The organism is Streptomyces sp. NBC_00536 (assembly GCF_036346295.1).
Lineage (GTDB): Bacteria > Actinomycetota > Actinomycetes > Streptomycetales > Streptomycetaceae > Streptomyces.
The window spans coordinates 4,284,565-4,308,363 of sequence record NZ_CP107819.1; the positions used below are offsets into that span (position 1 = coordinate 4,284,565).

At 72.6% G+C, this 23,799-nt stretch carries 24 protein-coding genes and 3 tRNA genes; 13 read left to right on the forward strand and 14 right to left on the reverse strand.

Annotated elements, in window-relative coordinates; all coding sequences use genetic code 11:
- Positions 1-5 precede the first annotated feature (5 nt).
- The 3 genes from OHS33_RS18750 to OHS33_RS18760 all read right to left on the reverse strand — a co-directional run bounded on the left by OHS33_RS18750 (position 6) and on the right by OHS33_RS18760 (position 4,501).
- Positions 6-581 (reverse strand): antibiotic biosynthesis monooxygenase, encoded by a 576-nt coding sequence (locus OHS33_RS18750; protein ID WP_330331577.1) that lies wholly within the window; start codon positions 579-581, stop codon positions 6-8.
- A 13-nt stretch (positions 582-594) separates the two neighbouring features.
- Positions 595-3,942 (reverse strand): PAS domain-containing protein, encoded by a 3,348-nt coding sequence (locus OHS33_RS18755; RefSeq protein ID WP_330331578.1) that lies wholly within the window; start codon positions 3,940-3,942, stop codon positions 595-597.
- Between the two features lie 130 nt (positions 3,943-4,072).
- Complete coding sequence (locus OHS33_RS18760) at positions 4,073-4,501, reverse strand: SSI family serine proteinase inhibitor (protein WP_330331579.1); 429 nt, start codon at positions 4,499-4,501, stop codon at positions 4,073-4,075.
- A gap of 189 nt (positions 4,502-4,690) precedes the next feature.
- Between OHS33_RS18760 and OHS33_RS18765 the strand changes: the two genes are divergently transcribed.
- The 11 genes from OHS33_RS18765 to OHS33_RS18815 all read left to right on the forward strand — a co-directional run bounded on the left by OHS33_RS18765 (position 4,691) and on the right by OHS33_RS18815 (position 14,541).
- A tRNA-Ser gene (locus OHS33_RS18765) sits at positions 4,691-4,781 on the forward strand.
- A gap of 229 nt (positions 4,782-5,010) precedes the next feature.
- A tRNA-Arg gene (locus OHS33_RS18770) sits at positions 5,011-5,083 on the forward strand.
- A gap of 75 nt (positions 5,084-5,158) precedes the next feature.
- A complete protein-coding gene (locus OHS33_RS18775) occupies positions 5,159-5,524 on the forward strand; it encodes a PH domain-containing protein (protein ID WP_330331580.1) in 366 nt (121 codons plus the stop codon).
- Positions 5,525-5,641: 117 nt separating this feature from the next.
- Positions 5,642-6,076 carry an Lrp/AsnC family transcriptional regulator gene (locus OHS33_RS18780; protein WP_330331581.1) on the forward strand — a complete coding sequence of 145 codons (435 nt, stop codon included), beginning with the start codon at positions 5,642-5,644 and terminating at the stop codon, positions 6,074-6,076.
- A 17-nt stretch (positions 6,077-6,093) separates the two neighbouring features.
- Positions 6,094-6,984 (forward strand): DUF2797 domain-containing protein, encoded by an 891-nt coding sequence (locus OHS33_RS18785; protein WP_330331582.1) that lies wholly within the window; start codon positions 6,094-6,096, stop codon positions 6,982-6,984.
- 55 nt (positions 6,985-7,039) lie between these two features.
- On the forward strand, positions 7,040-7,975 hold the full coding sequence (locus tag OHS33_RS18790; protein WP_330331583.1) for an amidohydrolase family protein: 936 nt from the start codon (positions 7,040-7,042) through the stop codon (positions 7,973-7,975).
- 69 nt (positions 7,976-8,044) lie between these two features.
- Complete coding sequence (locus OHS33_RS18795; protein ID WP_330331584.1) at positions 8,045-8,812, forward strand: response regulator transcription factor; 768 nt, start codon at positions 8,045-8,047, stop codon at positions 8,810-8,812.
- 23 nt (positions 8,813-8,835) lie between these two features.
- Positions 8,836-10,347 carry a sensor histidine kinase gene (locus tag OHS33_RS18800; protein WP_330335097.1) on the forward strand — a complete coding sequence of 504 codons (1,512 nt, stop codon included), beginning with the start codon at positions 8,836-8,838 and terminating at the stop codon, positions 10,345-10,347.
- A 25-nt stretch (positions 10,348-10,372) separates the two neighbouring features.
- Positions 10,373-11,671 carry a glycosyltransferase gene (locus OHS33_RS18805; protein ID WP_330331585.1) on the forward strand — a complete coding sequence of 433 codons (1,299 nt, stop codon included), beginning with the start codon at positions 10,373-10,375 and terminating at the stop codon, positions 11,669-11,671.
- Entirely contained in the window at positions 11,668-13,836 is a 2,169-nt protein-coding gene (locus OHS33_RS18810; protein ID WP_330331586.1) for an ArnT family glycosyltransferase, read from the forward strand. The genes OHS33_RS18805 and OHS33_RS18810 overlap by 4 nt, the downstream gene beginning before the upstream one ends.
- A gap of 93 nt (positions 13,837-13,929) precedes the next feature.
- Positions 13,930-14,541 (forward strand): TetR/AcrR family transcriptional regulator, encoded by a 612-nt coding sequence (locus tag OHS33_RS18815; RefSeq protein ID WP_330331587.1) that lies wholly within the window; start codon positions 13,930-13,932, stop codon positions 14,539-14,541.
- A 3-nt stretch (positions 14,542-14,544) separates the two neighbouring features.
- Here OHS33_RS18815 and OHS33_RS18820 read toward each other — a convergent pair whose 3' ends face one another.
- Complete coding sequence (locus OHS33_RS18820) at positions 14,545-16,188, reverse strand: MDR family MFS transporter (RefSeq protein WP_330331588.1); 1,644 nt, start codon at positions 16,186-16,188, stop codon at positions 14,545-14,547.
- Between the two features lie 14 nt (positions 16,189-16,202).
- Positions 16,203-16,619 carry a MarR family winged helix-turn-helix transcriptional regulator gene (locus tag OHS33_RS18825; protein ID WP_330331589.1) on the reverse strand — a complete coding sequence of 139 codons (417 nt, stop codon included), beginning with the start codon at positions 16,617-16,619 and terminating at the stop codon, positions 16,203-16,205.
- 198 nt (positions 16,620-16,817) lie between these two features.
- Between OHS33_RS18825 and OHS33_RS18830 the strand changes: the two genes are divergently transcribed.
- Complete coding sequence (locus OHS33_RS18830) at positions 16,818-17,036, forward strand: hypothetical protein (protein WP_330331590.1); 219 nt, start codon at positions 16,818-16,820, stop codon at positions 17,034-17,036.
- Positions 17,037-17,062: 26 nt separating this feature from the next.
- On the opposite strand, the gene OHS33_RS18835 is transcribed toward OHS33_RS18830, so the two are convergent.
- The 9 genes from OHS33_RS18835 to OHS33_RS18875 all read right to left on the reverse strand — a co-directional run bounded on the left by OHS33_RS18835 (position 17,063) and on the right by OHS33_RS18875 (position 23,003).
- Positions 17,063-17,875 (reverse strand): hypothetical protein, encoded by an 813-nt coding sequence (locus OHS33_RS18835; RefSeq protein WP_330331591.1) that lies wholly within the window; start codon positions 17,873-17,875, stop codon positions 17,063-17,065.
- Positions 17,876-17,959: 84 nt separating this feature from the next.
- Complete coding sequence (locus OHS33_RS18840; RefSeq protein WP_330331592.1) at positions 17,960-18,841, reverse strand: RNA polymerase sigma factor SigF; 882 nt, start codon at positions 18,839-18,841, stop codon at positions 17,960-17,962.
- A gap of 254 nt (positions 18,842-19,095) precedes the next feature.
- On the reverse strand, positions 19,096-19,902 hold the full coding sequence (locus OHS33_RS18845) for an RNA polymerase sigma factor SigF (protein WP_443065457.1): 807 nt from the start codon (positions 19,900-19,902) through the stop codon (positions 19,096-19,098).
- Positions 19,903-20,247: 345 nt separating this feature from the next.
- Positions 20,248-20,409, reverse strand: a complete 162-nt coding sequence (locus tag OHS33_RS18850; protein WP_330331594.1) for a hypothetical protein — start codon at positions 20,407-20,409, stop codon at positions 20,248-20,250.
- A 387-nt stretch (positions 20,410-20,796) separates the two neighbouring features.
- The gene (locus OHS33_RS18855) at positions 20,797-21,084 is read right to left on the reverse strand and encodes a hypothetical protein (RefSeq protein ID WP_330331595.1); all 288 of its coding nucleotides are present in this window, start codon (positions 21,082-21,084) and stop codon (positions 20,797-20,799) included.
- A gap of 144 nt (positions 21,085-21,228) precedes the next feature.
- A tRNA-Ser gene (locus OHS33_RS18860) sits at positions 21,229-21,315 on the reverse strand.
- Between the two features lie 75 nt (positions 21,316-21,390).
- On the reverse strand, positions 21,391-21,819 hold the full coding sequence (gene tadA, locus OHS33_RS18865) for a tRNA adenosine(34) deaminase TadA (protein WP_330335098.1): 429 nt from the start codon (positions 21,817-21,819) through the stop codon (positions 21,391-21,393).
- Positions 21,820-21,935: 116 nt separating this feature from the next.
- A complete protein-coding gene (locus tag OHS33_RS18870; protein WP_330335099.1) occupies positions 21,936-22,493 on the reverse strand; it encodes a tRNA adenosine deaminase-associated protein in 558 nt (185 codons plus the stop codon).
- A 300-nt stretch (positions 22,494-22,793) separates the two neighbouring features.
- Complete coding sequence (locus OHS33_RS18875; protein WP_330331596.1) at positions 22,794-23,003, reverse strand: hypothetical protein; 210 nt, start codon at positions 23,001-23,003, stop codon at positions 22,794-22,796.
- A gap of 138 nt (positions 23,004-23,141) precedes the next feature.
- Here OHS33_RS18875 and upp point away from each other — a divergent pair, with 138 nt between their 5' ends.
- The gene (gene upp / locus OHS33_RS18880; protein ID WP_330331597.1) at positions 23,142-23,777 is read left to right on the forward strand and encodes a uracil phosphoribosyltransferase; all 636 of its coding nucleotides are present in this window, start codon (positions 23,142-23,144) and stop codon (positions 23,775-23,777) included.
- Positions 23,778-23,799: the final 22 nt, after the last annotated feature.

The window sequence follows — 23,799 nt, forward strand, 5'->3', positions numbered from 1 at the left end:
CACCGTCAGCCGCGCGTGAGCCATGGCCGCAGCAGCTTGCTGACGGCGGGCATGGCCACGTACGTCATCAGCGTGCTGAAGACGACGGCGAAGGCGGCCGTCCGCAGGACGAAGTTCACGTTCACCAGGTACGGCCCGAGCAGCGCGTTGCCGAGCAGCGAGATCGGGAAGATGGCCAGACCCGAGCTGACCGCCATCTTCCAGCGCGGCGGCGCGGGCCGGGTCGTACCGGGCTTGGCGAACCAGGTCTCCATGCCGTGCAGTTCACGGCGGGCTATCTCGGTGTGGTGATGGCCCTGGCAGTTGGCGAACCACCGGGCCCGCTCGGCCGAGTCCTGCCACCGCTGGAAGGCCGCCTGGTCGCGGAAGCGGTGGACGAGGAACCACGGGCCGCCCTCGGTCGCCGGGCGGAACAGGCCGTACCCCAGGTGGTCCGGGAAAGTCGCCGCGGTCTCCAGGATCCCGCGCGCCCAGACCTCGAAGGCCTCCTCGTGGCCCGGCTCCACCTGCCGGGCGATGAGGAGGCTCACCTCTCCGTTGTCCGCTGGGACGCTGCGTTCGGTCGTGTCGATGATGGCCATCGGACCAGGGTCGCTAATTGGTCCCGATCTTGGCCAGGAGGTCCACGATGCGGCCCTGCACCTCGGCCGTGGTGGACCGCTCGGCGAGGAAGAGCACGCTCTCGCCGGAGCCGAGCCGCGGCAGTTCGGACGGGTCGATCCCGGCGGTCGTGTAGACGACCAGCGGGGTCCGGTTCAACTGGCCGTTGGCGCGCAGCCAGTCCACGATCCCGGCCCGCCGCCTGCGGACCTGCATCAGGTCCATGACCACGAGGTTGGGCCGCATCCGGGTGGCCAGCTCCACCGCGTCGGTGTCGGCGCCCGCCCGCGCCACCTGCATGCCGCGCCGCTCCAGGGCGGCGGTCAGCGCGGTGGCGATCTCGTCGTGCTGCTCGATCAGCAGGACGCGGGAAGGGTGCTGCTCACTGTCGCGCGGCGCGAGCGCCTTGAGGAGTACGGCCGGATCGGCGCCGTACGCCGCCTCACGCGTCGCGTGCCCCAGCCCGGCCGTCACCAGGACGGGCACCTCGGCGGCCGCCGCGGCCTGCCGCAGCGACTGCAGGGCCGTCCGGGTGATCGGCCCGGTCAGCGGGTCCACGAACAGCGCGGCGGGGAACGCGGCGATCTGCGCGTCCACCTCCTCGCGCGAGTGCACGATCACCGGGCGGTAGCCGCGCTCGCTCAGGGCCTGCTCGGTCTGTACGTCCGGGGCGGGCCAGACCAGCAGCCGCCGCGGGTTGTCCAGTGGCTCGGGCGGCAGCTCGTCGTCCATCGGGCGCGGGGCGGGCCGGTTGACCACCTCGACGGCGCCACCGGGCCCGTCGAGCGGCTCGGGACCTTCCGCGGAGCCGGCCTCGGGGGCTCCTATGGCGAAGGCCCGTCCCTGGGGCGCGGGTTCGGACAGCCGCCGCCTGCGACCGGAACCGGAGTCGACGGCGATGCCCTGGCCCAGGGTGCTGCCCAAGGGGCGCACGCTGATCGGCTGGGCGGCCGGGGCCGGGGCCGCGGTGTCCCGGGGCTGCCGGGCGCCGGGCAGCGCCACGGCGGCGCCCGGGTCCGTGTCCTCGGGAGCGGTCCGCGCGGCCGGTACCGGCCAGGCGGGGGTGGCCGGCAGGGCGCGGCGCCGCCCCGTGGGCGACTCGGGGGACCCGTCGGAATCCGCCTTGACCTGCGGCTCGGCCGCGGCCGGTGACGGGCCCTCGCCGGGGACCTGAAGGGAGGGGGCCTGAGGAGCCGGGGCCTGCGCGGGGACCGGCGGAGCGGGGACCTGCGCGGGGGCGGCCGCGGGCGCGGGGACCTGGGGGCCGCCGAGCGCCCGCCGGACACCGGCGCTGCTGGTCCCGGTGCCGGGCGCGGGGGCCACCGGCGCCAGACCGGTGGCCGGTACGGGCTGCTGCGGCCGGTCGGGTCCGTCGTTGCCCTGCCCGGGCGCCTGCGCGGGACCCAGCGCACGGCGACGGCCCGCGGGGGCCTCACCGGACGGGGCCTGCGCCGGCGCGGGCGGGAGGGCGGGCATGCCCTGCGGGGGCACCGGCCGCCGGGCCGGACCGCCCTCGGGGCCGCCGTCACCGGCGGCGCCCTCGGGGGCGCCGCTGTCGCCGTCACCGGCCCGGCCGCGCCTGCGGCCCGTACCGAGACCGGCGGGGTTCACCGGGGACTGTTCCAGACCGCCGCCCGCGGGGGCGTCGGCCGCCGGGGCGGCATCGGCCGCGCGGCGCCGCCCGGAGGGCAGCGCGAGCGCGCCGCCGGAACCGGAGTCCGCCGCGGCCGGCCGGCCGGAGCGGACCTCGTCGTCGAGGAAGGCGTCGACACCGCGCCGGGCCCGACGGCCGCCGGGGCCGCCCTTGCCGTCCTTGGCGTCATCGGAGCCGTCCGCCGCGGGCTGTCCCGGACCGGGCTCCGGCGCGGGCTCGGGCAGGGTCACGGTCCCCGCCCCCGATCCCAGGGGGAGTTCCAGTACGAAGGCACCGCCCGGCGCCCCGGGCACCTTCACGGTCTGCAGGACACCGCCGTGCGCGGCCACGATGCCCCGCACGATCGGCTCGTGCACCGCGTTGCCGCCGCTGTACGGGCCGCGCACCTCGATCCGTACGACGTCTCCGCGCTGCGCGGCGGCGACCACGATCGTGGAGTCCGTGTAGCCGCTGCCCTGGGGGGTCTTGCCGGTGGCGTCCACCCCGGCGACGTCCGCGATCAGGTGGGCGAGCGCCGTGGAGATCCGCTCCGCGTCGATCTCGGCCTCGATGGTCGGGGCGTGGACGGCGAACTGCGCGCGTCCCGGCCCGATCAGCTCGACCGCGCCGTCGACACCGGCCGTGACGACCCCGTCGATCAGCACCTTCTTCTTCGCGAGCTTCTCGGTGCCCGCGTCCAGCCGCTGGAAGCCCAGCACGTTGTCGACCAGCGTGGTCATCCGGGCGTAGCCCGCCGCCAGATGGTGCAGCAGCTGGTTCGCCTCGGGCCACAGCTGCCCGGCGTCGTCCGCGGCCAGGGTGGCCAGTTCGCCCCGCAGTTCCTCCAGCGGCCCGCGCAGGGAGTCGCCGAGGACGGCCAGCAGCTGCGCGTGGCGCGCCGCCAGGGCGTCGTAGGGGCGCCGGTCGGTGAAGGTCATGACGGCCCCCACCAGCAGCTCCCCGTCACGGACCGGGGAGGTCGTCAGGTCGACGGAGACGGGCTTGCCGGCCTTGTTCCAGAGGACCTGCCCGCGCACCCGGTGCTTGCGTCCGCTGCGCAGGGTGTCGGCGAGCGGGGACTCGTCGAAGGGGAACGGCGAACCGTCGGCGCGGGAGTGCTGGATCAGCCCGTGCAGTTCGCGGTTGCCGAGGTCGGTCGCGCGGTATCCGAGGATCTGCGCGGCGGCCGGGTTGACCAGCACCACGCGTCCTTCGGTGTCCGTGCCGACGACGCCCTCGGCGGCGGCGCGCAGGATCATCTCGGTCTGCCGCTGCGAGCGGGCGAGCTCGGCCTCGGTGTCGAGGGTCCCCGTGAGGTCGCGTACGACGAGCATCAGCAGCTCGTCGCCCGTGTAACCGGGGTGCGGGTCGCGGTAGGCGTCGCGGCCGTCGAGATTGGCGCTGGTGACCTCGACCGGGAACTCGGTGCCGTCGGTGCGGCGCGCGACCATCCGCATCGGGGTGGCGCGCTGTTCCTTGTCCTCGTCGGGACGGCGCATGGAACCCGGGATCAGCTTCGAGTCGAATCCGGGCAGGAGGTCGAGCACTCCACGCCCCACGAGTCCCGTACCGGGACTCTCCAGCACCTCGAGCGCGATCGAATTGGCGTTGACGACTGTGCCGTTGGCGTTCACGAGCAACAGTGCGTCAGGAAGAGCGTCGAGTATTGCTGCGAGGCGAGCAGCGCCTCGGGATGGCCTGCTGCTCACGACGAGCTTCCTCCCTGACCACGACTACTGGCATGACACGGGAGGAGTCTAAGGGCACGGCCTCCCGGCGGGACGGTGGATGCGGTGCCCGAGTCGGGCATATCCCGCATCCCGACCGCATCCTCCCTGGTCAGGAACGCGCACTCGGAAGCAGAGGTTCCAACTGCTTCCACCGGTCGATCTCGCAGCCGTTCGTGCGCTCGAACCGGGCGTTCACCTCGTGTCCGTGCCAGGTACCGGTGACCCGGGCGGTCGCGGGCCCGCCGTACTGCTGGGTGCAGAGCTGCCGCTTGGAGACCGGGGCGAAGGGGTCCTTGTGCTGCTCGGCGAGTTCGTCGAGCCGCTCGCAGGCCTTCGCCGCCTGCGGGTGCGTACCGCTCGGAGGTGTGCCGCACTCCAGGCGGTACTCCCCGTCGGCCCGTGGGTTGCCGCTGGAGGACACGCTCACGGTGAGCCGGTCGGGCGATGCCAGCAGGCCCAGGGGCAGTGGTGGCAGCGGTCCGGAGGCCGCCGCGGCCAGGGCGGACGTGGTGACGGCGAAGGCGGCGAGACGCAGCATGGGGCACTCCAGGTCGTCCGTACGTCGTACGCCTGCCCAACGACGAGCGGGCCCAGACGTTCCGCCTGCTTTCCGTGGGCTTAAGGCTTTGCCCTCGGGGCTTGCTGCCTAGTACCGTAAGAGCGGATTGGTGAGCGGCCCTGCGCCTGTGTCATCATCTGCACGCACCTTCGTACGCGGGGGTGTGCTGGAGGCGTCGCCTAGTCCGGTCTATGGCGCCGCACTGCTAATGCGGTTTGGGGCTTACCCCCCATCGAGGGTTCAAATCCCTCCGCCTCCGCACCTCACCGAAGCCCCGGTCCTCTTGGACCGGGGCTTCGGTGCGTTCGGGGCACACGGGGGCGCCGCGGGTCCCCGCCGGGGCACCCGACCGACCTCCCTTGAATCACCCGTTCCGGAGTGTTTCCGCAGGTCAGACGGTGTTTGGCCAATGGATTTCGCGTCCCGCCGAGGTCCATGTATTGTTGTTCTCGCAAGGCCAACGGGGCGCAAAACCCCGGGAAGCACAAGCACTCGTAGCTTAACGGATAGAGCATCTGACTACGGATCAGAAGGTTGCAGGTTCGAATCCTGCCGAGTGCACAGCCCAAGAGGCCCCCTGGAGAAATCCAGGGGGCCTCTTGCGTTGGATCTGTCACCGGAATGAGGGGGGCCCTCATGGGTCTGTTCGGGAACGCGCACACGGTCGACCCCGTGTCGGCGCAGCGGGACTACGCGCGGCTGCTGGGGCACGGGGAGCAGGTGCATGCCGCGTACTTGCTGATACGCGACACGATCCTCTTCACCGACCGGCGCCTCGTGCTGGTCGACAAGCAGGGGATCACCGGCAAGAAGGTGGAGTACCACTCGGTCCCGTACCGGAGCATCACGCACTTCTCCGTGGAGACGGCCGGCCACTTCGATCTGGACGCCGAGCTGAAGATCTGGATCTCGGGCACCGCGGCGCCGCTCCAGAAGACCTTCACCAAGGGTGTCGACATCTATGAGGTCCAGGCGATCCTGACCCAGTTCGTCGCCCGCTAGCGCGAGCGGACCGAATGACGTTTGGCCCGGTGGCGGTATCGCAGGATGCGGTAGCGTCTCGGTAAAGGATCACCGGAGTCGCCGGGATCCGCGGGACACCGGCGGGCAGGACACCACGTGGACGACATCGACCGGGCACTCCTCCTGCGACTGCAGGAGGACGCCGGACAGTCCTACGCCGCCCTCGGCACCGCCATCGGGCTCTCGGCCGGGGCCACCCACGAGCGGGTGCGCAAGCTGCGCGAGCGCGGGGTCATCCGGCGGACCACGATCGACGTGGACCCCGCTGCCGTCGGCAGCGGGGTGCTCGCCTACGTGCACGTCGACTCCACCGCCTGGATGGGCGAGTCCGGAGCCGCCTTCGCCGCGATCCCGGAGATCCAGGAGGCCCACATCATCGCGGGCAGCGCCTCGGTCCTGGTCAAGGTCCGCACGGCCACGACCGAGCAGCTCCAGGACGTCCTGCGCAGGCTCTACGCCATCGACGGCGTGAGCGGCACCCAGGCGACCGTGGTCCTGGAGACCTTCTTCGAGCGGCCGCTCCCGCTGTGACCTGGCGGTGCACCGGTATGGGGTGGAGCGGTGGGCAGCCCTCCATCGGCTGGTACGCCGAGACCCGCGGCCCCGGGAACCACGGCCCCGGGCCCGGTGAGCGCCGGAGCGTGCTCGCCCACGGAGCGCGGCTGGTCTTCGCCGCCCAGGGCGAGCGGCGCTGCCTGGGAGTCCGGCGGGCCGGGAAGCGGACCCCCTGCCCGACCGCCGCCACCGTCCCCGGCCGCGCGGGCAACGCCCAGTGTCCCGAATGCGCCCGCCTGGACCGGTCCTTCTCGGTGGCCGCCGACACCAACGCCGCCGATCCGCGCACCTACCGCGTCTACCTCGCCTGGTTCGGACCCGGCCTGGTCAAGGTCGGCATCACCGCCGAGGAGCGCGGCCCGGACCGGCTGCGCGAGCAGGGCGCGGTGGCCTGGAGCTGGCTCGGACGCGGACCGCTGATGGCCGCCCGGCGCACCGAGGAACTGCTGCGGGCCGCCCTCGGCGTGCCCGACCGGATCGCCTACGCCCGCAAGCGCGCCGTACGGGCGCAGCTGCCGCCCGCCGCGGAGCGGGCCCGCGAGGTGGCCGAACTGCACGCGCGGGCCACCGCGCTCACCGGGTGGCCCGAATCGCTGGAGCGCACGGCGTGCGAGGTCGCCGACCACGCCGGGCTGTTCCGGCTCGACGAGCTGCCGACGGCGACCCGGGTGATCACCGAGATGACGCCCGGCGGGGTCGTCGAGGGCCTGCTGGTGGGCGCGGCCGGGCCGGACCTGCACTTCGCCGACGGGCTGGTGGTCGACACCCGGCTGCTGGCCGGCTGGGCGCTCACCGCCCCGGCGGGGCCGCACCCGCCCGTCCCGGTGCCGTGGACGGACCTGGCGCCCCCGCCCGCGGCCGCCGAGCAGGACGGCCTCTTCTGACCCGGCCCGGCCGAATCGTGGACACGCGAGGGGGCCGCCGCAGAGGGTGTGTGCCATGAGCATCCAGTTGAGCGGAGCAGCGGCTCCGACCGGGACCACGGGGACGGCCGAGGCGGTCCGCGCCTTCCGGGAGCGGCTCGGGCTCCCCGGGCTGGTCGACGTCCACACGCACTTCATGCCCGAACGCGTCCTGGCCAAGGTGTGGGACTACTTCGACGCCGTCGGGCCGCTGACCGGCACCCAGTGGCCCATCACCTACCGGCACGAGGAGCAGCAGCGGGTCCGTCTGCTGCGCGAGTTCGGGGTCCGGGCCTTCACCGCCATGCTGTACCCGCACAAGCCCGCCATGGCGGCCTGGCTCAACTCCTGGTCGGCGCAGTTCGCCGCCCGGACCCCCGACTGCCTGCACACCGCGACCTTCTTCCCCGAGGAGGGAGCCGGGGGATACGTCCGGCAGGCCGTGGACAACGGTGCCCGCATCTTCAAGGCCCACCTCCAGGTCGGCGCGTACGACCCCAACGACGCGCTGCTCGACCCCGTCTGGGGGCTGCTCGCCGAGGCCGGGATCCCCACCGTGATCCACTGCGGTTCCATGCCGGCCCCCGCCGGGTTCACCGGGCCCGGGCCGCTGGCCCGGCTGCTCGCCCGGTTCCCCCGGCTGCCGCTGGTCATCGCGCACATGGGGATGCCGGAGTACGCCGAGTTCATGGACCTCGCCGACCGGTACCCCGAGGTGCGCCTCGACACCACCATGGCCTTCACCGACTTCTCCGAGCGGACCAGCCCCTTCCCGGCCGGGGACCTCGGCCGGCTCGCCGCGCTCGGCGACCGGATCCTGCTCGGCACCGACTTCCCGAACATCCCCTACCCCTACGAACACCAGCTGGCCGCCCTCGAACGGCTCGGCCTCGGGGACGACTGGCTGCGCGCCGTCTGCCACGACAACGCCGCGAAGCTCTTCGGCCTCCCGGAGCACACCCGGCGGCCGTGACGGGGATTCTCAGGAGAATCACAGAAAGGGCCAAGGGGGCTTTCACCGGCGCGGGCGAACGTGGTCGCCATGACTGCGACGACCACCTCCCACGCGTCCACGTCCACCAGCAACCCCACGGCCCTCGTCCGGCCCGACGGCGGCCCGTGCCGGGTGCTCGTCGTGGACGACGAGGCCTCGCTCTCCGAGCTGCTGTCCATGGCCCTGCGCTACGAGGGCTGCGAGGTCCGCACCGCGGGTGACGGAGCGGGCGCCGTGCGGATAGCGGCGGAGTTCCGGCCCGACGTGGTGGTCCTCGACATCATGCTCCCGGACATGGACGGGCTGGCCGTGCTCGGCCAGCTGCGCCGCCGCCTCCCGCAGGTCCCGGTGCTCTTCCTCACCGCGAAGGACTCGGTCGAGGACCGCATCGCCGGTCTGACGGCGGGCGGCGACGACTACGTCACCAAGCCCTTCAGCCTGGAAGAGGTCGTGGCCCGGCTGCGCGGTCTGGTCCGCCGCTCCGGCGCGGCCCAGGCCGCGCGCGGCGAGTCCGTACTGGCCGTCGGCGACCTGCGGCTCGACGAGGACAGCCACGAGGTGAGCCGCGGCGGGCGGGAGATCCACCTGACCGCCACCGAGTTCGAGCTGCTGCGCTACCTCATGCGCAACCCGCGCCGGGTGCTCAGCAAAGCGCAGATCCTGGACCGCGTGTGGTCCTACGACTTCGGCGGCCAGGCCAATGTGGTCGAGCTGTACATCTCCTACCTGCGGCGCAAGCTGGAGAGCGGCCCCGGCCTCCCCTCGATGATCCACACCCGGCGCGGCGCCGGATACCTGATCAAGCCGAGCGAATAGTGCGGCTGCGGCTGCGGCTGCGGATGCCGGGCCGGCGGCCCTGGTCGCTGCGGACCCGGCTCGTCGTCTCGGCCGTGGTCCTCATCGCGGTGGTGGGCGCGGCGATCGGTACGGTCACCATCCTCGTGCTGCGCTCCTATCTCGTGGGCCAGCTCGACCACCAGCTCGCCACCTCCGTGAACATGGCCGTCCGGGGCCCCGGAGCGGCGAAGCCCACCCGGGACACGCTCGCCTTCGTCCTGGGACCCGGCAGCCCCTTCGGCGCCGCCGGGGTCCGCCTCGACACGGACGGCAAGGTCATCGCGGCCGCCCGCAGCGCGCCCGCCGAGGGACCCGCCCCGGACCACCGCCAGCCGCTCACCGAAACCCAGACCAAGGCCCTGGTGGCCGCCGCCGGGGAAGCCAGGGCGGGCGAGGAGCGGCCGGTCGACGTCCGTCTGCACGGCCTGGGCACCTACCGCGTGCTCACCGCGGCCGACGGCAGCCTCGTCCTGGGCTTCCCGCTCGACGGGGTCGACTCCACCGTGAACACCCTGATCGGGGTCGAGGTCTGCGTCACCCTGGCCGGTCTGATCGCCGCCTCCCTCGCCGGGCAGGCCCTCGTCGGGGTCGCCCTGCGCCCGCTGCGCCGGGTGGCCGCCACCGCGACCAGGGTCTCCGAACTCCGCCTGCACAGCGGTGAACCCGCCCTCGACGAACGGGTCCCGGACGCGGAGGCGGACCCGAGGACCGAGGTGGGCCAGGTCGGCGCCGCCCTCAACCGGATGCTCGGCCACGTCTCCGCCGCGCTCACCGCCCGCCAGCAGAGCGAGACCCGCGTCCGGCAGTTCGTCGCCGACGCCAGCCACGAACTGCGCACCCCGCTGGCCTCCATCCGCGGCTACGCCGAACTCACGCGCCGGGGCCGCGAGGAACCCGGCCCCGACACCCGGCACGCGCTGGGCCGGATCGAGTCCGAGGCGACCCGGATGACCGGCCTGGTCGAAGACCTGCTGCTGCTGGCCCGGCTCGACGCGGGCCGCCCCCTGTCCGCCACCCCCACCGACCTGGCCCCCCTGGTCGTGGACGCCGTCAGCGACGCCCGCGCGGCCGGCTGCGAACACCACTGGCGCCTCGAACTGCCCGCCGAGGCCGCCCTGGTGGCCGCCGACGCGGCCCGGATCCAGCAGGTCCTGGTGAACCTGCTGGCCAACGCCCGCACCCACACCCCGCCCGGGACCACCGTCATCGCCCGTGTTTCACGTGAAACATCCTCCGTCCGCGTCGAGATCGAGGACAACGGCCCCGGCATCCCGCCCGAACTGCTCCCGCACGTCTTCGAGCGCTTCGCCCGCGGGGACGCCTCCCGCTCCCGCAACGCGGGCTCCACCGGGCTCGGGCTCGCCATCGTGCAGGCCGTCGTCTCGGCCCACGGCGGGATGGTCGGCGTGCGCAGCGAACCGGGACGGACCCGCTTCGAGGTCCAGCTGCCCCTCCACGCCGAAGAACGGCACTCCGGCTCACAGACGGGCCACAGCCTCACCACACAGCCGTGACAGCCCGCCCGGCGAGAGTCGGAGCATGCCAACCGACGCCTTTCCCAAGACCGGGACCGGGACCGGGAGCGGGACCGGGACCGGGACCCTGCCCGCCCGGGCGCCGCTCGCCCCCGGGCCCGGCCAACCCGTACTCGACGTGGTCATCCCGGTCTTCAACGAGGAGAAGGACCTCGGCCCGTGCGTGCGCCGCCTCCACGAGCACCTGACCCGCACCTTCCCGTACGCCTTCCGCATCACCATCGCCGACAACGCGAGCACCGACCGCACCCCCGAGGTGGCGGCCGGCCTGGCCCGCTCCGTCAGTGCAGTCCGCAGCACCCGGCTGGAGGAGAAGGGCCGGGGCAGGGCCCTGCGCACCGTCTGGTCCGCCTCCGACGCCCCGGTCCTCGCCTACATGGACGTGGACCTCTCCACGGACCTCAACGCGCTGCTGCCGCTGGTCGCCCCGCTGATCTCCGGTCACTCCGACCTCGCGATCGGCACCCGGCTCGCCCCCGCCTCGCGCGTGGTGCGCGGCGCCAAACGCGAGTTCGTCTCCCGCGCCTACAACCTGATCCTGCGGTCCTCCCTCGCCGCCCGGTTCAGCGACGCCCAGTGCGGCTTCAAGGCCATCCGGCGCGATGTCGCCGAGCGGCTGCTGCCCCTGGTGGAGGACTCCGGCTGGTTCTTCGACACCGAGCTGCTGGTCCTCGCCGAGCGCGCCGGGCTGCGCATCCACGAGGTGCCCGTCGACTGGGTGGACGACCCCGACTCCACGGTCCACATCGTCCGCACCGCCACCGAGGACCTCAAAGGGGTCTGGCGGGTGGGCCGGGCCCTCGCGGTCGGCGCCCTCCCCCTCGACCGGATCGCCCGCCCCTTCGGCGACGACCCGCGCGACCGCGCCCTGAGCGGAGTCCCCCGGGGACTGGCCCGCCAGCTCATGGGCTTCTGCGCGGTCGGCCTCGCGAGCACCCTCCTCTACCTGGCGCTCTACTCCGCCCTGCGCTCCGGCGCCGGACCCCAGCTCGCCAATGGCACGGCCCTGCTGCTCTCCGCCCTCGCCAACACCGCCGCCAACCGCCGGCTCACCTTCGGCATCCGCGGCCGGGACCGGGCCGTGCGCCACCAGGCCCAGGGACTGGTGGTCTTCGCCATCGGACTGGCCCTGACCAGTGGCTCCCTGGCCGCCCTCGGCGCGGCCACCACCGCTCCCGCGCACGGCACCGAGCTGGCCGTCCTGGTGACCGCCAACCTCGCCGCGACCGTGCTGCGCTTCCTGCTCTTGCGCGCCTGGGTCTTCCCGGACCGCTCCGCTCCCGCGAAGGACAACCTCCGATGACCACGGCCGTGCCCCTGCTGGACTCACCCTTCCCCGAACGCGCCCCGGCCGCCGCGATCCCCCTGCGGCCCCGCTGGGAGCGCCCCGCGCTCGCCGCGCTGCTCCTCGTCACCGGCGTCCTCATGCTGTGGAACCTGGGCGCCTCCGGTTACGCGAACTCCTTCTACTCCGCCGCCGTCCAGGCGGGCAGCGAGAGCTGGAAGGCCTTCTTCTTCGGGTCCTCCGACGCGGGGAACTCGATCACCGTCGACAAGCCGCCGGCCGCGCTGTGGCCGATGGCCCTGTGCGTCCGGCTCTTCGGCCTCGGCGGCTGGCAGATCCTGGTCCCCCAGGCCCTCATGGGCGTCGGCACCACCGCCGTCCTGTACGCCTCCGTACGCCGCTGGTTCGGCCCGGTGGCCGGGCTGCTCAGCGGCGCGGTCTTCGCGCTCACCCCGGTGGCCGCGCTGATGTTCCGCTTCAACAACCCCGACGCGCTGCTGACCCTGCTGATGACCATCACCGTCCACTGCGTGCTGCGCGCCCTCGACGGCGCCCGCACCAAGTGGCTGGTCTGGGCCGGTGTCGCCGTCGGCTTCGCCTTCCTCACCAAGACCCTGCAGGCCTTCGTCATCCTGCCGCCGCTCGCCCTGCTGTACGCCGTCTGCGCGCCCACCCGGCTGCGCCGCAGGCTGGGGCAGCTGCTCCTCGCGGGGCTGGCGATGGTGGTCGCCGGCGGCTGGTGGGTGGCCATCGTCGAGCTGTGGCCCGCGTCCTCCCGCCCGTACATCGGCGGCTCACAGAACAACTCCTTCCTGGAACTCACCCTCGGCTACAACGGTCTCGGCCGGATCAACGGTGACGAGACCGGCAGCGTCGGCGGCGGCGGTGCGCGGGCCGGCGGCGGTGGCGGCGGCTGGGGCGAGACCGGGATCGACCGGCTCTTCTCGGCCAACATCGGCGGCCAGATCTCCTGGCTGCTCCCGGCAGCGCTGGTGCTGCTCGTCGCCGGACTGGTGATCACCTGGCGGGCCCGGCGGGCCACCGACTCCCTGGAGAGCATGGCCCGGGCGTCGTTCCTGGCCTGGGGCGGCTCCCTGCTGATCACCGCGCTCGTCTTCAGCTACATGCAGGGCATCTTCCACGAGTACTACACGGTGGCGCTGGCGCCCTACGTGGCCGCGCTGACCGGTACGGGCGTGGCCGTGCTGTGGGAGGAGCGGGGCGGCCGGGCCGCGGCGCTCACCCTGTCCGCCACCCTCGCGCTGACCGCGGTGTGGTCGTACGTCCTGCTCGGCCGGGCCGCGGGCTATCTGCCGTGGCTGCGCTGGACGGTGCTGGTGGCCGGGCTGCTCGCGGCCGCCGGTCTCCTGGTGGGCGCGCGCCTCGGGCGCCGGGCGGTCGTGGCGGTGGCGGCGCTGGGCGTCGGCGCGGCGCTGGCCGGGCCCCTCGCGTACACGCTGGACACGGTGGGCACCGCGCACGCGGGCTCGATCGTCACGGCGGGCCCCGCGGTGGCGGGCGGCCGTGGCCCGGGCGGCATGGGCGGGGGACCGCGGTTCGCCGGGGCGGAAGGCGGGCGCGGCCAGGGAGGCTTCCCGCAGGGAGCACCGCCGCAGGGCGCGGGCCAGGGAGCCGGACCGGGAGCCGGACCCGGCGCGATGGCGCCGGGCGGCCCCGCGGGTCAGGGCGCACAGGGCGCCGCAGGCCGTACGGGCGGTACGGGCGCCCGGGCCAAGGGCGGCTTCGGCGGCGGCCGTCCCGGTGGCGGCGGGGGCATGGGCGGTCTGCTGGGCGGTACGAAGACGAGCGCGGCGGCCGTGGCGGCCCTGCGCGCGGACGCGGACCGGTACACCTGGGCGGCCGCGGCCATCGGCGCGCAGAACGCCGCGAGCTACCAACTGGCCTCGGGCGCACCCGTCATGCCGATCGGCGGGTTCAACGGCAGCGATCCGTCACCGACCCTGGCGCGGTTCCAGGAGTACGTGAAGGCCGGGAAGATCCACTACTTCATCGCCCAGAGCACGGAAGCGGGCACCGAAGCGGGCGGCGGCGGCCAGGGCGCGACCCGTGGTGGCGGCGGTCCCGGCGGCGGCGCGAGCAGCGCCATCGAGACCTGGGTGAAGGCCAACTACCGGCCCACCACGGTGGGCGGAGCCACCTTCTACGACCTCACCCCGTCCTGAACCGACCACAACGCGAGGGGCACCCTCTAGCATCGTCAAGAGGGCGGACCGGGCATTCCGGGCCGATCCACCTGTCTTGAGGAGGGTGCCTCGATGGCCACCACGACGGACCCCGTGACCATCCGGACCAGTGTGTGGCTGACCGCGCGGCCCGCTTCCGGGGCCAGACGGCGCAGCGAGGGCCCCTCGGGACTGGACCGGGACCGGATCACCGGCGCCGCGGTCCGGCTGCTCGACACCGAGGGACTCGCCCGGTTCTCCATGCGCCGCCTCGCGGCCGGGCTCGGGGTGACCGCGATGTCCCTGTACTGGTACGTCGACACCAAGCACGACCTGCTGGAACTCGCCCTGGACAGCGCCCTGGGCGAGCTGACCCTGCCCGCCGACTCGCCCCCGGCGGGCTGGCCCGGCCGACTGCGGTCGCTGGCCTGCGGATACCGCGGGCTGCTCGCCGAGCGGCCGTGGGTGGCGACCCTGGCCGCCGAGTACCCCAACATCGGACCGCACGCCCGGGCCTTCGACGCGGCGCTGCTGCGCCTGCTCGACGCCACCGGGCTGACGGACGGCGGCCGGACCGGAGCCCACCTCGCCGTGTCGCAGTTCCTGCACGGCTGTGGGGGTCCGGTCCGGCGGGCGCCCGAGGGGGACTTCCACTTCGCGCTCGACGTCCTCATCGCGGGCATCGAGGCGAAGACGGGTCCCTAGGGCCTACTTGACCTCGGCGACCGCGGGGGCGGCGGCTGTGGCGGTGGCGGGGGAGGCGGCGGCCGGAGCCTCGGCCATCGGCTTCGAGCGCAGCGCGACCTCCTTGATGAAGACCACCAGCAGCAGGGCGAGCAGCGCGGTCGGGGCGGCGTAGAAGAAGACGTCGCCGACGCCGTGCCCGTACGCGGACTCGATGACCGTGCGGAAGGGCGCGGGCAGCGTCTTCAGGTCGGGGATGGCCCCGCCGCCGGTGCCGCCGTGACCCATCGCCGCGGCCTTCGGGCCGAGTTCGGCCAGGCCGTCCTTCACGTAGTGCGTCACCCGGTTCGCCATGACCGCGCCGAGCGCGGAGACGCCCACGGCGCCGCCGAGCGAGCGGAAGAAGGTCACGACGGAGCTGGCCGCGCCCAGGTCCTCGGGGGCCACCTGGTTCTGGGTGGCGAGGACCAGGTTCTGCATCATCATGCCGAGACCGAGTCCGGTCAGCGCCATGTAGATCGCGATGTGCCAGTACGGGGTGTCGTAGCGCAGGGTGCCGAGCAGGCCCAGTCCGGCGGTCAGCAGGACGCCGCCGGAGACCAGCCAGGCCTTCCACCTGCCGGTCTTGGTGATCACCTGACCGGAAAGGGTGGAGGAGACGAACAGGCCGCCGATCATCGGAATCGTCAGGATTCCGGACATCGTGGGGGTCTCGCCCCGGGCCAACTGGAAGAACTGGCTGAAAAAGACCGTGCCCGAGAACATCGCGACACCGACGAACAGCGAGGCCGCCGAGGCCAGGCTGATGGTCTTGTTGCGGAAGAGGCGCAGCGGGATGATCGGCTCGCTCGCCTTGGACTCGACGAGGAGGAAGAGCAGGCCGAGGACCACGGCCCCGCCGGTCATCGTCCAGGTCTGCCAGGAGATCCAGTCGTACGAGGTGCCCGCCTGGGTGACCCAGATCAGCAGCGTCGAGACGGCGGCGCTGATCAGGAAGGCGCCGAGCCAGTCGACCTTGACGTCACGGCGTACGACCGGGAGCCGCAGGGTCTTCTGGAGGACGATCAGCGCGATGATCGCGAAGGGCACGCCGACGTAGAAGCACCAGCGCCAGCCGAGCCAGTCGGTGTCGGTGATGACCCCGCCGAGCAGCGGGCCGCCGACGGTGGCGACGGCGAAGACCGCGCCGAGGTAGCCGCTGTACCGGCCGCGCTCGCGCGGGGAGATCATCGCGGCCATGACGATCTGGGCGAGGGCGGACAGGCCGCCGACGCCGATGCCCTGGACCACGCGGCAGGCGATCAGCGTGCCGGTGTTCTGGGACAGACCCGCGACCACCGAACCGAGGACGTAGATCACCAGGGATATCTGGACCAGCAGCTTCTTGCTGAAGAGGTCCGACAGCTTGCCCCACAGCGGGGTCGCGGCGGTCATCGACAGCAGGGCGGCGGTGACCACCCAGGTGTAGGAGGACTGGGTGCCGCCGAGATCGCTGATGATCTGCGGCAGGGCGTTGGAGACGATCGTGGAGGACAGGATCGCCACGAACATGCCGAGCATCAGCCCGGACAGCGCCTTCATGATCTGCGGGTGGGTCATGGGTGTGCCGTCGGGCGTGGGCTCCGACTGGCTGCCTCCCCGCACACCGGTGGGTGTGGTCGTAGCCATGTGATTCCTTTGTTCTAGAAGCTCGATCGGAGTCGGGCCAGCAGAGTGGTCAGTGCGGTGATGTCCTCGGCGGACCAGTCGCCCAGTGCTCTCTCCAGGGCGGCCGTGTGGCGGGCGCCGAGTTCGAGGAGCAGGGCGCGGCCCGCCGGGGTGAGGCGCAGGATCCGGCAGCGGCCGTCGCCGGGGTCGGTCTCGCGGGCGATCCAGCCGCGCTCGGCCACGTGGGCCACGTGCCGGCTGGTCACGGAGATGTCGACGGCGAGCAGCTCGGCGAGGCGGCTGAGCCGCATCTCCCCGTGCCGGTCGAGGACGGTGAGGACGGCGGCGGCGCCGGGCGGGCACTCGGCCGGGAGGGTACGGGCGAGGTCGCGCTTGACCGCGCCGATCCCGGTGAGCTGGCGGGCCAGCTCGGCGTACATCTCGTACTGCATGCCGGTCCGTGTGACGGCCCGTGCGTCAGTCCGTGTGAGGGCCTGCATGCCGCTCCGTGTGTCGTGTCGCGTGAGCACCGCGCTCCCCTCCCCATCTTGTTGCTTTGAGCAACCATATAAGCGGATGGTTGCTACAGGCAAATGATTTCGGGGGAGGGGGCGGTAAAGGAATCGGAAAACCCGCTAGGGTCCTGAGTCATGGCTGCACACACCAACTCCCAGGGCCCCGAGGGCAACTACGACCCCGCGGGCAGCACCCAGATGTTCCGTGCCTTCGTGGACGAGGCGGAGACCGTCCGTCCGGCGGCCGTGGCCGCCTCGCACCGGCAGCAGGCTTCCAGGACGGGGCTGTGGCTGGCGCTCGTCGCCGGACTCGTGGTCGTCATCGGCGCGGTCGCCTGGCTCGCGCTGAGCTGAGCGATCAGCTCCAGGCCGGCTTCAGGTCAGCTCCAGGTGGCGGTGACCCGCTGGGTTTCGATGTGCATGCCCAGGGGGACCCGCCAGGACTCCACGCACACCGTGTAGGTCTGCGTCTTCGCCGACCCGCCCGCGATGGGGGCGGGCAGGGGCTGGGCCGAGGTGATGGTGGCCCAGTCGATGCCGAGCGCGCCGATGATGTGGGTGGAGAAGGTCACCGTGCCCGAACGGGCCGCGGTGGAGCCCGTGTTGGTGAAGGTGACGCCGACCCGCTCGCACCAGCGGTCCGCCGCCGCCGACCGGGCGGGGGCGCCGAGCTGGAGCCGGGCCGGGGTGGCCGCCGGGGGCTGCGGTACCGGGGCCGTCGGCGTGCCAGTGCCGCCGGAGCCGCCGGTCGAGCCGGAGCCGCCGGACGTGGTGCCCGGGGTGCCGGTGGACCCGCCCGTCGAACCTCCCGCCGAACCGCCTGTCGAAGCGCCTGTCGAACCTCCCGCCGAGCCGCCCGTGGATCCGCCCGTCGCGGTGGATACGGGGGCGCTCGCGGAGCCCGTGGGGGCGCCCGGGACGGCTCCGCCCGCGCCGGAGCCACCCGGCGGCTGGTTTCCCGGCGCACTGGGCGACGTACTCGTGGACTGGGCGGAAGGGCCCGCGGCCGAGGGGCTGCCGAGGGGCTGGTACTCCACCGCGCCCTTGGGGGCCACGGTCTCCCCCGCGCCCCGCTCGGGGCCCTGGGCGGCGGCGCCCACGGCGACGTAACCGTCGCGCGGCGGACCGCCGCAGCCCGTCAGGGTCGCGGCGGTCACGCACACGGCAAGCAGGGTGAGCGGTCCCTTTCGCATCGCGCCAGTTTTCCTGACGGATCGTCAATTGGGAAGCGCCCGCGGCATGGTTACCCGGCTCGCCCGGCGTGCCCGGTGGCCGGGCTACTCGCCGATCAGGCCCTGGCGCAGCTGGGCCAGGGTGCGCGTCAGCAGCCGGGAGACGTGCATCTGCGAGATGCCGACCTCTTCGCCGATCTGCGACTGGGTCATGTTGGCGAAGAAGCGCAGCATGATGATCTGCCGCTCCCGGGGCGGGAGTTTGGCGAGCAGCGGCTTGAGCGACTCGCGGTACTCGACGCCTTCGAGCGCGGTGTCCTCGTACCCGAGGCGGTCCGCGAGAGAGCCCTCGCCGCCCTCGTCCTCGGGAGAGGGCGAGTCCAGCGAGGAGGCGGTGTACGCGTTGCCGACGGCGAGGCCGTCGACGACGTCCTCCTCCGAGACCCCGAGTACGGCGGCCAGCTCGGGCACGGTCGGCGAGCGGTCCAGCTTCTGGGCCAGCTCGTCGCTCGCCTTGGTCAGCGCGAGCCGCAGCTCCTGGAGCCGGCGCGGGACGCGGACGGACCAGGAGGTGTCGCGGAAGAAGCGTTTGATCTCGCCCACGACGGTCGGCATCGCGAACGTCGGGAACTCCACGCCGCGTTCGCAGTCGAACCGGTCGATCGCCTTGATCAGGCCGATGGTGCCGACCTGGACGATGTCTTCCATCGGCTCGTTGCGGCTGCGGAAGCGGGCGGCCGCATAGCGGACCAGCGGCAGGTTCAGCTCGATCAGGGTGTCGCGTACGTACGCCCGGTCGGGACTGTCCGCGTCCAGTGCGGCGAGCCGGTGGAACAGGGAGCGGGAGAGGGTGCGGGTGTCATTGGGCGCCGTGGCCGTGGGCGTGGGCGCTGTGGGCGCTGGCGGGGCTTCCGTGCGGTCGGACACAGCCGGCGTCTCACTCTTGACGAGCGTGAGCACCTTGGAGCTGCCCTGTTCTACGGACATGCCACCCCCTTGGGATCGCGGACGGTCGCGGCGGGCGCGCCCGTCGGAGGAACGCAGCCTCCACCTGAATACCGGAGGCGGGGCTGCGGCAAACGCGGTTCCAGCAGAATGTCACATGTCGGCAACACGCTGTAGCGCCAAGTCGACATATAACTCCAGCGACAGAAGGGGTGTAGCCGGGCATGTCGGTAAAGCGTCCGGAGGCTTTCACCCGTTCCGGTTACGCCTCGATCCTGCTTGCGCTTCCATCCTGCTCACGCTTCGATCCTGTTCGCGGACCGCAGTCGCGCGAAGCTCCGGGCGAGCAGCCGGGAGACGTGCATCTGGGACACTCCCAGCTCCGCGCTGATCTGGGACTGTGTCAGGTTGCTGTAGTAGCGCAGGAGCAGGATCCGCTGCTCGCGCTCGGGCAGCTGGACGAGCAGGTGGCGGACGAGGTCGCGGTGCTCGACCCCGGTCAGCTCGGGGTCCTCGTAGCCGAGCCGGTCGAGCAGCCCCGGCATGCCGTCGCCCTCCTGGGCGGCTTCGAGCGAGGTCGCGTGGTACGAGCGGCCCGCCTCGATGCAGGACAGCACCTCGTCCTCGCCGATGCGCAGCCGCTCGGCGATCTCGGGGGTCGTGGGCATGCGTCCGTGGAGCGTGGTGAGGTCCTCGGTGGCCGCGTTGACCTGGACCCACAGCTCGTGGAGGCGGCGCGGTACGTGGACGGTGCGGACGTTGTCGCGGAAGTACCGTTTGATCTCGCCCACGACGGTCGGCATCGCGAACGTGGGGAACTGGACCCCGCGTTCCGGATCGAACCGGTCGATCGCGTTGATGAGCCCGATCGTGCCCACCTGGACCACGTCCTCCATGGGCTCGTTGCGGCTGCGGAAGCGGGCGGCCGCGTACCGCACGAGCGGGAGGTTCGCCTCGATGAGGGCCCCCCGGACCCGGCTGTGCTCGCTGGTGCCCGGTTCCAGGCCCTTGAGCCGCCCGAAGAGCACCTGGGTCAGGGCCCGGGTGTCGGCGCCGCGGGTGCTGGGGGCGCGCGGGGCGATGGTGACGGTGGCCGAGGTCACCGGGGTGGCCTCGGAGGTGGTCCCGGTGGTGGTCTCGGTGGTGGCGGCGACCGCGCCGGACGACGGTGGATCGCCCTGGACGTCCTGCTGGGGTGGCACCTGAGGCGCAGTACTGGCCGGCACGGTCACGCCACCCCTTCAGTCAAGTCAACCAATCAGTCAAAAGCGGTCATAGCATCACAAGACATGTGCACTGTGCGCAAGCACCGTATATCGCCGTGTTGAGGGCAAGTTGGGCATTTAGCGGGTATTCAGGGGCAATTTCAAATCGAACGGGAACGCAAAAAGCCCCCCACCCGTCGGAGTGGGGGGCCGGAAGTCCGGAAGCCGCAGCAGCGTACGGGTTCAGCGCACCAGTTCGGTCATGAACGCGCCGATGCCCGAGGCGGCGTCCGAAATGCCTTGGAAGCCGATCTGAACGAATTCGGCGGCTTTGACCGGTTGAGTGATGATCACATAGAGCACGAAGACGACGAGTCCGCCCACGACGACCTTCTTGATGTCCACGAGCGGGTTCGGCCTCCCCTGCCGGTCCTTGCAACGTCGAGTGAGTCTAACCGGTCAGGTTCGATCACTCACCTGTCCTTTAAGGACCAATGACCCGACGGTCCGGGCCCTTTGCCGCTGCGGCGGTGGTGGCGGGAGGGGCAGTATTGGTGATGAGCCCACCGGTTCTGGCAGGAAATCGGTGGGTGAGGGACAGGACCTCACTGCGGGGTCCGAGCCGCAAGCTTCCCCCCTGACTGCGGCTCGGACTGGCAGGTTCCGTCCTCATCGGGGGAAGTGACTTGTCCCCCCGATGTCACTTCCCCCGTCCCCACCGTATGAAGGTCCCGACCTCGGTCGGGGCCTTCTGCGCGTTTGCGGTGGCTGCTGAGGGCGCCGGCCCCGGCCCTATTCGATGCCGGTGGCGAGGTTGGTCACCGGCGCCACCGTGTCCGTCAGGGGCGAGAGCTGGTCGGGGACGGTCATCAGCTGGTTGAGCTGGTTCAGGTCGTTGAGCTTCGCGCCGATCTCCTGGACCGACCCCGGGGTCGCGCCCGCGGGCATGCCGGGGGCGGCGACCGGCAGGTCCGGCAGGGTGATCGGGGCGGCCGAGGCGACGGGGGCGGTGGCGGCGGCGAAGCCCGCCGTGGCGCCCGCGAGGGCCAGGGCGGCGAGCATGCGCTGGGTCTTGGTCATGCCGTGTCAACGGCCGAGCACCCGGCCGGTCACGCACGCCCCGCCCGCCACGGCCCCGGGCTCACCGGTGCGGAGTACGCGCGAAGCGTCCGCGGTACGCCGAGAGCCCCCGACCCTTGCGGGGCGGGGGCTCTCGGATCAGAGCGGTAGCGGTGGGATTTGAACCCACGGACAGCTTGCACCATCACACGCTTTCGAGGCGTGCTCCTTCGGCCGCTCGGACACGCTACCGAGAGAGAGCTTAGCCCAAGGTGGCCCGTGCTCTGAAATCGTGCTCCGAGATCGATGCTCCGAGATCGATGGGCGTCACAGGTTCCGGAAGAAGTCCGTCAGCTGCCGCGCGCACTCCTCTGCGAGCACGCCGGGGACCACCTCGGGCCGGTGGTTGAGCCTGCGGTCCCGTACGAGGTCCCAGAGCGACCCGGCGGCGCCCGCCTTCTCGTCGCTCGCGCCGTAGACGACGCGGGCGATCCGGGACTGTACGAGCGCGCCCGCGCACATCACGCACGGCTCCAGGGTCACCACGAGGGTGCACCCGGGCAGCCGCCATTCCCCGAGCCGCGCGGCGGCTCGGCGGATGGCGACCACTTCGGCGTGCGCGGTCGGATCGCCGGTCGCCTCGCGTTCGTTGTACCCGGTCGAGAGCACGCTCCCGTCCGGGCCGAGGACGACGGCGCCGACCGGTACGTCACCGGCCGGGACCGCCCGGGCGGCCTCCGACAGCGCCAGGCGCATGGAGGTCCGCCACGGGTCCCGGACCGGATCGGTCCCGGTGTTGGTGTCGGCGCCGGTATTGGTGTTGGTGTCGGGGTGGACAGGGGGGTCGGGGACGGGGTGGTGCGTGGAGCCCACTAGCGAACGGCCTCCAGCACCTCGGTCGCGCCGAGCGATTCGGCGATCTGCGAGAGCGCGTCCCCGTCGAGGTCCAGCAGTTCCTTGTGGCCGACTCCGAGGTCGTCGAGGAGCCGGGGGTCGCCGAGCGGCCCCGCGGGCACCGGCTCGGCGCCGGCCCCTTCCTCGTCGTCCACGTCGTCCTCGGTGGAGGACCCTTGCTCAAAGACGGCGACCACGTCCTCTTCACCGTCCTCGGTGCCGTCGAGGTCCAGCTCGTCGAGTTCGTCTTCCTCCTCGTCGCTGCCGAGCAGCTCGTCGGTGAGCATCGAGCCGTAGGAGCTGCGGGAGGCCGCGGCGGCGTTCGAGACGAAGATCCGCGGGTCCTCCTCCCCGTCCACGCGGACGACGCCGAACCAGGCGTCCTCCTGCTCGATGAGGGCGACCACCGTGTCGTCGTCGACAGCGGTGGAACGGGCGAGATCGATCAGATCGGTCAGCGACTCGACGTTGTCGAGATCCGTGTCGCTCGCTTCCCACCCGTCTTCGGTGCGCGCGAGCAGTGCGGCGAAGTACACCGTGACTCTCCCACTGGTCATAGGCGTGCCGGTTGGAGGTCCCCCCGGCCGGAGGTTGGGGTGGGACGGCCGTCGTGCTCGCCGCCTTGCCCCGCCCAATCGGCATCGTGGCAGAAACAGCGGCTTTGCGAGAGGTCTTCCGCGCTTGCGTCGTGCCGTGCCGTGTCGCCGGTGGGCTGCTCGGGGGGTGTCCGGGGGCCGGTCGGGGGCGTGCGGGAGGGGTGCCCGGGGTCGCGCGAGCGGCGTACGGGCGGGCGTGGCGGAGCCCGTACGCCGCTGCGGCACGGCTTCCGGCGCCGCTCACCAGCGGAACGTACGCATCCGCATCTGCTGGCGCATCCGGGCCGCGCGGGCACGCCGGGGCTGCACCCGGTCGCGCAGCTCGCGGGCCTCGTTGAGATCGCGCAGGAACTGCGCGCGTCGCGCCCTGCGCTGCGCGGCGCTCTCCTGCGGCTCCGGTATCGGTACCGGTGCTTCCCGGCCCTCTTCGGTCGGCTGAACGTCGGCCATCGGCCCTCACCCCGGCTGGTCCGGTCGTCCTCCTCCGCGTCGCGAAGCAGACCCCCCGCCACCCACCTTCCCCCGGACCCGCGCTTTGATGCCAGCGCGGAGGGCGGACGGGCCGGTCCGCCCGGTTACTGTGGAGTCATGCGGATTCATGTCGTCGACCACCCGCTGGTGGCGCACAAACTCACCACTCTGCGCGATCAGCGCACGGACTCCCCGACCTTCCGGCGGCTCGCCGACGAGCTGGTGACCCTGCTCGCCTACGAGGCCACGCGGGACGTCCGCACCGAGCAGAGCGACATCATCACTCCGGTCGGCCCGACGACGGGTGTCAAGCTCTCCTACCCGCGCCCCCTCGTGGTGCCGATCCTGCGCGCCGGTCTCGGCATGCTCGACGGCATGGTGCGGCTGCTGCCCACCGCCGAGGTCGGCTTCCTGGGCATGGTCCGCAACGAGGAGACCCTGGAGGCCTCCACGTACGCGACGCGCATGCCCGAGGACCTCTCCGGGCGCCAGGTCTACGTCGTGGACCCGATGCTCGCCACCGGCGGCACGCTGGTCGCGGCGATCCAGGAACTGATCAAGCGGGGCGCCGACGACGTCACCGCCGTGGTGCTGCTGGCCGCGCCCGAGGGCGTCGAGGTCATGGAGCGCGAGCTGGCGGGCGCGCCGGTGACGGTCGTGACCGCCGCCGTGGACGAGCGCCTCAACGAGCACGGCTACATCGTGCCGGGCCTGGGCGACGCGGGCGACCGCATGTACGGCTCCGCCGAATAGAGGCATGAACCGAACGGCCCCG